This window comes from Hydrogenophaga sp. (assembly GCF_036675665.1).
In the GTDB taxonomy this organism is placed as follows: Bacteria; Pseudomonadota; Gammaproteobacteria; order Burkholderiales; family Burkholderiaceae_C; genus Hydrogenophaga.
This window is the reverse complement of the sequence record NZ_JAKFEO010000007.1, coordinates 285,364-297,370: the sequence shown is the minus strand read 5'-3', so window position 1 is coordinate 297,370 and position 12,007 is coordinate 285,364. Positions and strand designations below refer to the sequence as shown.

At 65.8% G+C, this 12,007-nt stretch carries 12 protein-coding genes; 8 read left to right on the top strand and 4 right to left on the bottom strand.

Annotated features, from left to right (window positions below):
- Nucleotides 1-87: 87 nt before the first annotated feature.
- Nucleotides 88-657, bottom strand: coding sequence for a hypothetical protein (locus tag V6M63_RS04190; protein ID WP_332739754.1), 570 nt, complete (start codon nt 655-657; stop codon nt 88-90).
- A 174-nt stretch (nt 658-831) separates the two neighbouring features.
- On the opposite strand from V6M63_RS04190, the gene xdhC reads away from it, so the two are divergent.
- Both xdhC and V6M63_RS04180 read left to right on the top strand, forming a co-directional pair.
- The gene (gene xdhC / locus V6M63_RS04185) at nt 832-1,692 is read left to right on the top strand and encodes a xanthine dehydrogenase accessory protein XdhC (protein ID WP_332739752.1); all 861 of its coding nucleotides are present in this window, start codon (nt 832-834) and stop codon (nt 1,690-1,692) included.
- A 140-nt stretch (nt 1,693-1,832) separates the two neighbouring features.
- Nucleotides 1,833-3,029 carry a urate hydroxylase PuuD gene (locus V6M63_RS04180; RefSeq protein ID WP_332739750.1) on the top strand — a complete coding sequence of 399 codons (1,197 nt, stop codon included), beginning with the start codon at nt 1,833-1,835 and terminating at the stop codon, nt 3,027-3,029.
- Nucleotides 3,030-3,033: 4 nt separating this feature from the next.
- On the opposite strand, the gene V6M63_RS04175 is transcribed toward V6M63_RS04180, so the two are convergent.
- Nucleotides 3,034-4,725 carry an FAD-dependent oxidoreductase gene (locus tag V6M63_RS04175; RefSeq protein ID WP_332739748.1) on the bottom strand — a complete coding sequence of 564 codons (1,692 nt, stop codon included), beginning with the start codon at nt 4,723-4,725 and terminating at the stop codon, nt 3,034-3,036.
- A 109-nt stretch (nt 4,726-4,834) separates the two neighbouring features.
- Between V6M63_RS04175 and V6M63_RS04170 the strand changes: the two genes are divergently transcribed.
- From V6M63_RS04170 to V6M63_RS04145, 6 genes are read left to right on the top strand one after another with little or no spacing between them, the layout of a single operon-like run.
- The gene (locus tag V6M63_RS04170; RefSeq protein ID WP_332739746.1) at nt 4,835-5,278 is read left to right on the top strand and encodes a MarR family winged helix-turn-helix transcriptional regulator; all 444 of its coding nucleotides are present in this window, start codon (nt 4,835-4,837) and stop codon (nt 5,276-5,278) included.
- Nucleotides 5,279-5,324: 46 nt separating this feature from the next.
- Nucleotides 5,325-6,431 carry an S-(hydroxymethyl)glutathione dehydrogenase/class III alcohol dehydrogenase gene (locus V6M63_RS04165; RefSeq protein ID WP_332739744.1) on the top strand — a complete coding sequence of 369 codons (1,107 nt, stop codon included), beginning with the start codon at nt 5,325-5,327 and terminating at the stop codon, nt 6,429-6,431.
- Complete coding sequence (gene fghA, locus V6M63_RS04160; protein ID WP_332739742.1) at nt 6,431-7,276, top strand: S-formylglutathione hydrolase; 846 nt, start codon at nt 6,431-6,433, stop codon at nt 7,274-7,276. The genes V6M63_RS04165 and fghA overlap by 1 nt, the downstream gene beginning before the upstream one ends.
- 4 nt (nt 7,277-7,280) lie before the next feature.
- A complete protein-coding gene (locus V6M63_RS04155; RefSeq protein WP_332739740.1) occupies nt 7,281-7,940 on the top strand; it encodes an HAD family hydrolase in 660 nt (219 codons plus the stop codon).
- Nucleotides 7,941-7,947: 7 nt separating this feature from the next.
- Nucleotides 7,948-8,328, top strand: coding sequence for a Rieske (2Fe-2S) protein (locus V6M63_RS04150; protein WP_332739738.1), 381 nt, complete (start codon nt 7,948-7,950; stop codon nt 8,326-8,328).
- Nucleotides 8,329-8,341: 13 nt separating this feature from the next.
- Entirely contained in the window at nt 8,342-9,325 is a 984-nt protein-coding gene (locus tag V6M63_RS04145; RefSeq protein ID WP_332739736.1) for a S49 family peptidase, read from the top strand.
- A 95-nt stretch (nt 9,326-9,420) separates the two neighbouring features.
- Here the strand turns inward: V6M63_RS04145 and galE are convergent, their stop codons facing one another.
- Nucleotides 9,421-10,452, bottom strand: coding sequence for a UDP-glucose 4-epimerase GalE (gene galE, locus V6M63_RS04140; protein WP_332739734.1), 1,032 nt, complete (start codon nt 10,450-10,452; stop codon nt 9,421-9,423).
- A 9-nt stretch (nt 10,453-10,461) separates the two neighbouring features.
- Complete coding sequence (locus V6M63_RS04135; protein ID WP_332739732.1) at nt 10,462-11,898, bottom strand: mannose-1-phosphate guanylyltransferase/mannose-6-phosphate isomerase; 1,437 nt, start codon at nt 11,896-11,898, stop codon at nt 10,462-10,464.
- Nucleotides 11,899-12,007 lie beyond the last annotated feature (109 nt).

Genomic DNA, 12,007 nt, shown 5'->3' with positions numbered 1-12,007 from the left:
ACCCAGAACGCGGCGGAACTGGCTCTGCCAGGCCGCACCGCGTTGCCCCCTTGGGGGGGTGACGCCGCAGGCGGCGCGGGGGGGGAGCTACTTGCTGCGCTGCCCTTCGGTCAGCGTGTCGAGCTGGAAGTTGCCGCTCTTGTCCCAGAGCCAGATGTCGGTGTACGTCACGCCACCCATGCGCACCGGTGCCGGAAAGGGCGCGGCGGCGCGCACGGTGCGCTCGATTTCGCGCATGACGTCGGGCACGTGGCTCGGTGCGCGCATCCAGTTCACGGTGCGCACATTGCCACGGCCATCCACTTCGACCTGCAGCACGCCCACCGCGTGCATGAGCGGCGGCAGCTGGCCTTTGTAGATGCGGTGGCCGTTGCGTTGGTAGATGTGCCGGGCACCGTCCTTGCGGTAGTCGAGCGGTGACACAGCGTTGGACACGATGTCGGGTGCAGGCAGTTCGGAGACGGGTGGTGGCGCGGGAGCGGGCGCCGGTGGGGGCGGCGGTGGGGGAGGTGGTGGTGGAGGCGGAGATGCGCACGAGGCGAGCAGTGTTGCAGTCAGCACGCCGATCCAGGCCCACGAGCCGCGGCTGGCGCGGTTGGATGTAACAGGCGCATCGGGCCGTGAAGCCTGTTGCGGTGCGGGTTCAATGTCTCTCATGTGGGCTGGCCTGTTTGAACTGATCGGAACCCGGTGTGGCCACGTGTGCGCATACAAACGGGTGGATGGAATGTATTGTGGCTGGACTGCAAGGTTTCGCACAGTACGGTTGATACTGACGCGCCTGGTTTGACCTTACTTTTCCATACACATTCTTTGACTTCGACGCCACACATGCCCAGCGAACTTGAAACCTTTCTGCTGACTCTGGCGCATGTTCCCGCGGTGCTCGTCACCGTTGAGCAAACGCGGGGCTCCGTTCCTCGCGAAGCGGGTGCGTGGATGGCGGTCTTTGCCGACGCGACACGCGGCGAAGTGGGCACGATCGGCGGTGGGCATCTGGAGTGGAAAGCCATACACCAGGCGCGCGAAGCGCTGGCTCGCCGGACTGAGCAAGCCGACGAAACCCCTCGGGGCTGGCAAGAGCGCGTCACGCTCGGGCCCAGTCTGGGCCAGTGCTGCGGCGGTTCTCTGGTGCTGCGCTTCGAGCCGGTGGATGCATCGCACGTCGATGAACTGCGCGTCCGGCTGCGGCCCGCGCACACGCCGCTGGCGCTGTTCGGCGGCGGCCATGTGGGACGAGCCATCGTGCAGGCGCTGGAGCCGTTGCCGTTCGACGTGACGTGGATCGACAGTCGCGACGGCGTGTTTCCTTTGAGCCTGCCGGCGCAGGTGAGCACCGAACATTCCGACCCGGTGCACGCTGCCGTGCGCGACCTCCCGGCGGGTGCCTGCGTGCTGATCATGAGCTTCTCGCATGCCGAAGACCTGGACGTGGTGGCGGCGTGCCTGCAGCGCCAGCGGGAGCGCAACGATCTGGCCTTCATCGGTTTGATCGGCAGCCGCACCAAGTGGGCGACCTTTGGCCATCGCCTCATGGAGCGCGGCTTTTCCGCGGAAGACCTGGGCCGCGTCACCTGCCCGATCGGCTTGCCGGGCATTGACGGCAAGGTGCCTGCGGTGATCGCGGCGTCGGTCGTGGCTCAGTTGTTGCTTGCCGTGGATGCCCATGCCCGCAGTTCAAAAACACCTTGATTGTCTTCAGAATGTGTATACACTTTGATGGCTTGGTCGCAGCGGAGCAGGTGAGCGCCAGCCCACCCAATCGCGGCCCTCAGTCGACTCACAGCGCCCGCGGTGGTGAGTCGCAACCCTTGATGTTGCCTTGAGGTGCCATGGAAACCTACCTGCTCGATTGGGCCAATCTGCTGTTGCGCTGGCTGCACGTGATCGTGGCCATTGCCTGGATCGGCTCTTCCTTCTATTTCGTGTTCCTCGACAGCAGCCTCACGCCGCCTGAAGACGAGCAACTGAAGAAGGACGGCGTGAGCGGCGAGCTCTGGGCCTTGCACGGCGGCGGCTTCTACCACCCGGTGAAGTTCGCGGTCTCGCCGCCCCAACTGCCCGGGCACCTGCACTGGTTCTACTGGGAGAGTTATTCCACCTGGCTTTCGGGCTTTGCGCTGTTCCTCATTTCGTACCTGTGGAGCCCGAGCGTCTACCTGATCGATCCCAAGGTGTTCGTCTGGAGCCCGGCCGCCGCGATCGCCGGTGCGCTGGCTTTCCTGGTGGTGTTCTGGCTGCTGTACGACGCGATCTGCCGCACGCTGGGGCAGAAGGAGAGCGGCGACGCCAAGGTCGGTGCGCTGGTGCTGGTGCTGGTGTGCGTGGCGGCCTGGCTGGCCACCCAGCTGTTTGCCGGGCGCGCGGCCTTCCTGTTGGTGGGCGCGATGATCGCCACCGCCATGAGCGCCAATGTGTTCTTCTGGATCATCCCGGGGCAGCGCACCGTGGTGGCCGACCTCAAGGCGGGGCGTCCGGTGGACCCCATCCACGGCCAGCGTGGCAAGCAGCGCAGCGTGCACAACACCTACTTCACGCTGCCGGTGCTGTTCGCCATGCTGAGCAACCACTACAGCTTCACCTACACCCATCCGCAGAACTGGCTGATCCTGATCGGCATGATGTTCGCGGGCGCGGCGATCCGGCAGTTCTTCGTCATGCGCCACGGCTTCAAGCTGGGCCGCAATGCGCATCCATGGCCTTACGCCGCCGTCGGTGTCGTGGTGTTGGTGGCGCTGATCGTCTGGCTCAAACCCGCACCGGTGCAGGCCGTGGCGGTGCCCGACACCGTGAGCTACGCGCAGCTCAAACCGGTGATCGAACAACGTTGCGCCATGTGCCACGGCGAGGCGCTGCAGTCCAAGAACGTGCGGCTTGATTCACCTGAGACGTTGAAGCAGCACGCGCAAGCGGTCTACCAGCAGGTGGTGGTGACGCGCCTCATGCCCATGAACAACGCCACGGGCATCACCGATGAAGAGCGCGCGCTGGTGGCGCAATGGTTCAAGGGCGGCGCCAAGGTCGAGTGATGTGTCAGGGCATTGTTGGCGCAGCGGCGCCGACACAGGTGCCCAGGATCCACGCGGCGTTGCCCGCATCCGTCCCGCGCCAGGCAACGATCTGATCTGGCCGAATCAGCACCAGCGGGGCTTCGTACAAGGCCAGCAGATCCGGCGTGGCGTGACGGGTCACCCGCAGGTCCAGCGCCCGCTCCAGGGCGGCGCGTTCGAAAGCTCCGGTGTCGGGCGCGTGCGGCCCCAATACCAGCAGCGTCCACTCGAAGTTGAACGTGTCGTAGAGCGATCGACCGTCTTTCAGCCAGACGTGCGGGGGGCGTCCACCGGGGCAGGCCGTCGGCACGTACTCGTTGGGTTTGTCTTCTGGCGGTCTTGATCCGTCGGCCAGGATGATGGGTGATCCGTCGTAGCGGCCACCGAAGGTCACGCCCGGAATGTTGAACTCCAGCCGCACGTGCGCGTTGAGGTGCGCCGAGGCGGCCTGGCGGGCGACCTCACCGCCCGCCGTGTCCTGTTCCAGTTCTGCCGTGGCCTGGAACAGGCCCACCGAGTCGGCAAAGTGCCTGGCATAGGCCGTGTTGCGCTGGGCCAGCGGCTTGCGCTCCACTTCGTAGGTGTCGAGCAACGACTCGGGTGCGCGCCCTTGCAGGACATGGGCCAGCTTCCAGCCCAGGTTCACGGCGTCCTCCACCGCGGTGTTGTAGCCCAGGCCGCCGGTGGGTGTGAACAGGTGCGCCGCGTCACCGCCGAGGAAGACCCTGCCTTGCTGGAATTTCTCCGCGACCAGCGCATGTCCGGCTGTCCAGGTCAGCATGGACAAAACCTCCACGGGCAACTCGCGCCCCATGGCCTCCGAGAAGATGCGTCTGGCGTCGTCTTCGGTCCAGGCGTCTGCGTCCTCGCCGTCGTGGACGGCGGCGTGGAAGGCGAACTCGCTCTGGCCATCGACGGACGCCATGAAGGCGCGCCGTTGCGAGTTCACCGACACGTACATCCATCCCTTGTCATGAGGAAACGCATCGTGGAACGTGGGTACCCGGCAGTACAGCGCGAACATCTTGCCTCCCATGAACTCGCGCCTGAAGCCGGTGGCGCCGCCATACCTGATGCCCAGATGTTGACGCACCGTGCTGCGGGCACCGTCCACGCCGACGAGGTATCGCGCTGTCACGGTGCGGGACTGCGTGCCATCGACCGAAGTGATGTTCGCCTCGACACAGTCAACCCTGTCGGTGAACTGGCGGAGCTGCCAGCCGTGCTGGATGTCGATGCTCGGCCATCGTTTGGCGTGGCGCAGCAGGATGGCTTCGACGAACTTCTGCGACACGCGATGGGGCAACTCCGCAGCGCTCCACGAGCCGCCCAGGCTCTTGATGGTTGCCGCCGCCTGCCCGGCCGTGGGCAGGCGCAGACGTGCCAGTTCGTGCTGGCTGAACCGGGTGAAGTAGGCGATGTCGGTCGGGTGGTCGGCAGGCAAACCCTGTTCGCGGATCTCGGTAGCAAAGCCATGCCGGCGGAAGTGTTCCATGGTGCGTGCCTGCGTCGCATTGGCCTGCGGGTTGAACGCGGTTCCGGGCTTGGGCTCCACCAACAGGGTTCGCACGCCGCGCCGACCGAGCTCGTTGGCCAGCATGAGACCGCACGGCCCGCCGCCTGCGATCAGCACGTCGACCTGGATGTCACGACCCCGCCCGCCCGCCGGGCTCATTGATAATTCTCCAGCCATGTCGGTTATTTGCTTAGGTTGCCTAAATACTTTGAGTGTACCGAAAACGAAATCTCCGTCCAGGCCTCGCCGTGCGCCAGACGCCTGGCGCATGCACAACGCGGGTCGCGTACTGGGCAACGCGCTGACGCGCTTCGAGGCCCGCGTGCTGGAGCTGATGGCCCAGGCGGGGCACGGACAGACACGCCTGCCACATATCAACCTCACCCGACATCTCGACCTGGAGGGCACGCGCATCACGGTGCTGGCGCAGCGCGCGAACATGACGAACGCGGCGATGACGGAATTGATCGACCAGTGCGAAGGCTTGGGCCTGGTGGTTCGTCTGTCCGATCCGGCGGATCGGCGGGTGCGCATCGTGAACTTCACCGATGCGGGCCGCCTGTGGCTGGCGGCGTTCTCAAAGGCACTGAAGAAGGCTGAACGGGAACTGTTTGAAGAGATCGGTGAGGACTTGGCGGCCACGCTGCTCAACGCGCTGGCAAGGTATGCGGGCGTGGTGGAATCCATCGGGGCGCAAGACAGCGCCAACTGATCTGCGGTACCCTCGACGGAGACCTCATCAACCCATCGAACACACCATGAAAACGCAAGCCGCCGTGGCCTGGAAAGCAGGCCAGCCTCTCACCATTGAAACCGTGGATCTGGAAGGCCCCAAGTTCGGCGAAGTGCTGGTGGAGATCAAGGCCACCGGCATCTGCCACACCGACTACTACACGCTATCGGGCGCCGATCCCGAAGGCATCTTCCCCGCCATCCTGGGCCACGAAGGCGCGGGCATCGTGGTGGACGTGGGCCCGGGCGTGACCTCACTCAAGAAGGGCGACCATGTCATTCCGCTCTACACGCCCGAATGCCGCCAGTGCAAGTTCTGCCTGAGCCGCAAGACCAATTTGTGCCAGCTGATCCGCGGCACGCAAGGCAAGGGTTTGATGCCCGACGCCACCAGCCGCTTCAGCCTGGACGGCAAGCCCATCTTTCACTACATGGGCACCAGCACCTTCAGCAACTACACCGTGGCGCCCGAGATCTCGCTGGCCAGGATCCGCGAAGACGCACCGTTCGACAAGGTCTGCTACATCGGCTGCGGCGTGACCACCGGCATCGGCGCGGTGATCTTCTCGGCCAAGGTGGAGGCGGGCGCCAACGTGGTCGTGTTCGGCCTGGGCGGCATTGGCCTGAACGTGATCCAGGGTGCAAAGATGGTGGGTGCCGACAAGATCATCGGGGTCGACCTCAACCCCGCGCGCGAAGCCATGGCCCGCAAGTTCGGCATGACGCACTTCATCAACCCCAAGGACGTGCCCAACGTGGTGGACGCCATCGTCCAGCTCACCGACGGCGGCGCCGACTACAGCTTCGAGTGCATCGGCAACACCAAGGTGATGCGCGACGCGCTGGAGTGCACGCACAAGGGCTGGGGCCGCAGCATCATCATTGGTGTGGCGGAGGCGGGCGCAGAGATCAGCACGCGCCCGTTCCAGCTGGTCACTGGCCGCAAGTGGGAAGGCTCGGCGTTCGGTGGCGCGCGTGGCCGCACCGACGTGCCCAAGATCGTCGACTGGTACATGGAAGGCAAGATCAACATCGACGACCTGATCACGCACAAGCTGCGCCTTGACCAGATCAACGAAGGCTTCGACCTGATGAAGCGTGGCGAATCCATCCGCGCCGTGGTGGAGTTCTGATGAGCCTGGAGACGCTCAGCGAGCACCGCTGCTTTGGTGGCGTGCAGGGCTTTTACCGGCATGCATCCACCGAGATCGGCTTGCCGATGAAGTTCGGCGTTTTCGTGCCGCCACAGGCTGCTCAAGGCCCGGTGCCGGTGCTGTTCTTCCTGGCGGGCCTGACCTGCGCCGAGGAAACGTTTCCCATCAAGGCCGGCGCGCAGCGCATGGCGGCCGAGCTTGGCCTGATGATCGTCACGCCCGACACCAGCCCGCGCGACACAGGCATCGACGGTGCCAGCGCCGCCTGGGATTTCGGCCACGGCGCCGGCTTCTACCTGGACGCGACCGAGGCGCCCTGGGCGAAGCACTTCCGCATGGAGAGCTGGATCACGCAGGAGCTGCGTGCCTTGGTGCTGGCGAACTTCGCAGCGCAACCCGATCGTGTTGGCATCTTCGGCCACTCCATGGGTGGCCACGGCGCGCTCACGCTGGCTTTGCGCCACCCGGGGCTGTACCAGAGCGTCTCGGCCTTCGCGCCGATCGCCGCGCCCAGCCAGTGCCCCTGGGGCGACAAGGCGTTCACCGGGTACCTGGGCCCGAACCGCTCGACCTGGGCCGCGCACGACGCCACCGAGCTGGTGAAGGCCGGCCACAAGGCGCCGCCGCTGCTGATCGACCAGGGCCTGGGCGACACCTTTCTCGCCGTGCAGCTGCATCCGCACCTGCTGCAGGCCGCGTGCGTGGGCGCTGACCAGCCGCTCGTGTTGCGCAGCCACCCGGGCTATGACCACGGCTACTACTTCATTGCCAGCTTCATTGAAGATCACCTGCGCCACCACGCGCAGGCTCTGGCGGGTCACTGACACCATGAGCGCTCGCCAATTCGACCTCATCGCCTTCGACTGGGACGGCACCTTGTTCGATTCCACCGCGCTCATCGCCCGCTGCATCCAGCTGGCCGTGACCGACGTGGGGGGCACACCGCCCACCACCCAGGCCGCCAGTTACGTGATCGGCATGGGGTTGATGCAGGCACTGGCCCACGCCGCGCCCGACGTACCCCCCGAGAAATATCCGCAGCTCGGCGAGCGCTACCGCCACCACTACACGGAGCGCCAGCATGACCTCAGCCTGTTCGAGGGCGTGCTGCCGCTGCTCGCCGAGCTCAAGCACCGCCAGCACTGGCTGACAGTGGCAACGGGCAAAAGCCGTCGCGGTCTCGACGAGGTGTTGCGCACGGTGGAACTCGCTGGCGTGTTCGACGGCTCGCGCACGGCCGACGAAACCGCCGGCAAGCCCCACCCATTGATGCTCAACGAACTGATGCGCGAGTTCAGTGTGACGCCCGAGCGCACGCTCATGATCGGTGACACCACGCACGATCTGCAGATGGCGCTGAACGCGGGCTGTGCGAGCGTGGGTGTGAGCTACGGCGCGCACGAGCCCGACGCCTTCCACGAACTCAAGCCCTTGCATGTGGCGCATTCGGTGCGCGAACTGCACGACTGGCTCACCGAACACGCCTGAGGCCACCATGACGCCACTGCCCGACGACCCGCTCCACCCGCTGTGCAACAGCCGTGATCTGGTCGACGGGGGGAGGGCGGTTTCGTTCGATGTGAACTACGCGGGCCAGACCTGTCGAGCATTTGCGGTGCGCTACCAGGGCCAGCCGCACGCCTATCTGAACCGCTGCGCGCACGTGGCGATGGAACTCGACTGGCAACCCGACCGCTTTTTCGACGACACGGGTCGTTGGTTGATGTGCGCCACGCACGGAGCGACGTATGAGCCCGCGACCGGTGAATGCCGGGGCGGGCCGTGCCGCGGCGGGCTGTTCAAGATCGAACTGCTGGAGCTCGATGGGGTGATCCACTGGCGGTCACAATACCACCTCAAACCCGTTGAATTCTGAGAACACACGCACCATGAACGACGACAATCTGGGCTCGGCCAATTCCGCTGGCAACGACCGCAACAACGGCGGGGCCTGGGAGCGCGCCACGCTGGAAAAACTGGTGTTCGCCACCATCCGCGAGCAGCAGGCGGCGCGCCGCTGGAAGATGTTCACCCGCTTCATGTGGCTGGCCCTCCTGGGCGCCATCGTCTGGCTGATCTACTCCAGCGAAGGCGTCGTATCGACCACCAGCACACCGCACACCGCGGTGGTGGAAATCAAGGGGGAAATCGCCTCGGGCGCGGAAGCCAGCGCGGAGAACGTGGTCGCTGCGCTGCGCTCTGCTTTTGACGACGAAGGTGCCCAGGCGGTGGTGCTGCTGATCAATTCACCCGGCGGCAGCCCGGTACAGGCCGGCATCATCAACGACGAGATCACGCGCCTGAAGGGCCTGCACGAGAAAAAGGTCTATGCGGTGGTTGAAGAAACCTGCGCATCGGCGGCGTACTACATCGCGGCGGCGGCCGACGACATCTATGTGGACAAGGCCAGTCTGGTCGGCAGCATCGGTGTGCTGATGGACGGCTTTGGTTTCACCGGATTGATGGAGAAACTGGGCATCGAGCGCCGCCTCATGACGGCGGGTGCCAACAAGGGCCTGCTCGATCCGTTCAGTCCACAGGACGAATCGCAGCGCCTGTTCATGCAGAACCTGCTGGGTGAAATCCATGCGCAGTTCATCGAGGTGGTGAAGAAGGGCCGTGGCGAGCGCCTCAAGGAAACGCCCGACACCTTCAGCGGCCTGGTCTGGAACGGCCAGCAAGCCGTCGCGCTGGGCCTGGCCGATGGTCTGGGCAACCTCGACTATGTGGCGCGCGAGATCGTCAAGGCCGAGGAGCTGGTGGACTACACCCGCCGCGAAAACGTAGGGCTGCGGCTCGCCAAACGCTTCGGTGCGAGCGTGGGTGAAGGCATCTTCTTGGCGGCCCGCGCCGCCGGCGTGCAATTGAGGTAACCCCCCGCGCCGCCTTCGGCGTCACCCCCCGCAGGGGGCGCACCTGGCGGCCCGGCAGAGCCGGTTCCGCGGGTGCCCTGAAAAAATCACCGCGGCTAGCTTCTGTAGCCGCTGGGGTTGGCGCTCTGCCAGCGCCAGGCATCGGCACACATGTCGTCCAGCGTGTGCAAGGCCTGCCAGCCGAGCAGCCGCAGCGCCAGCGCCGGGTCGGCCCAGCACTGCGCCACATCGCCCGCGCGGCGCGGCGCCACGCGGTAGGGCACCGGGTTGCCGCTGGCGGCCTCAAACGCCTTCACCACGTCGAGCACGCTGTGGCCGCGGCCTGTGCCCAGGTTCACCGTGAAGCTCTCTCCACGACCCAGCAACGCCTTGATGGCGGCCACATGGCCGGCGGCCAGGTCTTGCACGTGGATGTAGTCGCGCACGCCGGTGCCATCGGGCGTGGGGTAGTCGTTGCCGTAGACATTGAGGTGTTCGCGCTGGCCCACGGCCACCTGCGCCACGTAGGGCATGAGGTTGTTGGGAATGCCGGCGGGGTCTTCGCCGATGAGTCCGCTGGGGTGTGCACCAACCGGATTGAAGTAGCGCAGCACGCCCACCCGCCAGGCCGGGTTGGCCGTGCCCAGCGCCGAGAGCATGTCCTCGATCACCAGCTTGCTGTGCCCATAGGGGTTGGTATGGCTGCGCGGAAAATCTTCGGTGATGGGCACGGTGGCGGGGTCGCCGTAGACCGTGGCGCTGCTGGAAAACACCAGCGTTGGCGCCTTGCCGGGGTCGTCGGCGTGTGCGGTTTCCATGGCGCGCAGCAGGCTCACCGCGCCACCAATGTTGTTGTGGAAATACTTGAGTGGCAGCGCCACGCTCTCGCCCACCGCCTTGTCGCCAGCAAAATGCACCACGCCCGCCGGCTGGTGGCGGCGCAGCACATCTTCCACCCAGGGCGTGTCCAGCACATCGCCGCGTTCGAGCACCATCCTCCTGCCGGTGATCGTGGCCAGGCGCTCCATCACCACCGGATGGCTGTTGGCGAAGTTGTCCAGGATGACCGGGTCGAATCCGGCCGCGACCAAGGCCACGGCGGTGTGGCTGCCGATGTAACCGGCACCACCGGTGAGCAGGATCTTCATGTCAGGTTCTCAGGGTTTGGCGGCGTCGGGCTGGCGACCGTACTTGTCTTCCAGGCGAACGATGTCGTCTTCACCCAGGTAACTGCCGGACTGCACCTCGATCATCTCCAGCGACAGCTTGCCGGGGTTGTGCAGACGATGCACCTCGCCAATGGGGATGTAGGTGGACTGGTTCTCGGACAGGAGATAGACCTCCTGTCCACGCGTGACCTCGGCCGTGCCCTTGACGACGATCCAGTGTTCGGCTCGGTGGTGGTGCTTTTGCAGGCTCAGGGAGGCGCCGGGTTTGACACCGATGCGCTTGACCTGGAACCGCTCGCCCATGTCGACGCTGTCGTACCAGCCCCAGGGGCGCGCCACGCGGCGGTGCAGGGCGGCCTGCGGCACCTGCAACCGCGAGAGATGCGCGACCACGTCCTTGACCTGTTCCGCGTGGTCCCGCTGCGCGACCAGCAAGGCATCGGGCGTATCGATGATCAACAGGTCTCGCGTGCCCAGGGCCACCACGGTGCGGCCCGGTGCGTGGATGAAGGTGTTGCTCGCGTGCAGGGTGTGGCCTTGTCCGGTGATGCGGTTGCCGTCGTCGTCGGCCGGGCTGAGGTCGGCCACCGCGTTCCAGCTGCCGACATCGCTCCACTGGCCCTGGAAAGGCACCACGGCCACATCGGCGTGGTGCTCCATGACGGCGTAGTCGATGCTCTGCGAGCGGCAGGCCAGGAACGGCACGGCGTCCGGCCGCACGAAATGGATGTGACCCACGGTGTCCTGCTTCGGACTGGCCATGGCCAGGCGGCACGATTGAAGGATGTCGTCGGCGTACTGGCCGAGCGCCGTCAGCAGTGTGCTGGCGCGGGCCAGGAAGATGCCGGCGTTCCACAACACGTTGCCCTGCAGCAGCAAGGCCTGCGCCGCCGCAGGGGCTGGCTTTTCGATGAAGCGCGCCACGCGGCGGCTGCCGTCGGCTCGGGCATCGCCTTGCTCGATGTAACCATAGGCCGTGCTCGGGAAACTGGGCACCACACCAAAGGTGACGATGGCCCCGGCCTCCGCCGCCGGAACACCCTGACGGATCGTGCGTGCAAAAGCATCGACATCCGGAATGTGGTGGTCGGACGGGCAGAACAGCAGCAGCGGGTCGGCATCGGGCGGGCTCGCGGCGAGCAGGGCGGCCAGTGCCATGGCCGCCGCCGTGTTGCGCGCGGCGGGCTCCAGCAGCACCTGACCCGCCGATCCCTGCGATTCCATCGCATCGGCCACCAGGAAGCGGTGGTCTTCCGAGGCCACACACACGGGCGGATTGCCACACCAGGCCAGGCGCGCGAGCGTGAGCTGCAGCAGACTCTGGTCATCCACCAGGGGCACGAATTGTTTGGGAAAACTCTGGCGGCTCAGCGGCCACAGGCGGGTGCCGGAGCCTCCGCAAAGAATGACGGGGGTGATGCTCATGCGCTGCAGTGTTGGGTTGGGCGGTGAGGACGATGAGGTCGCCTCGATGCTGGGGGCAGTGTAGCCTTTCAACGTATTTTTACATCTCACCCTGGCCGTGGAAGGCTAT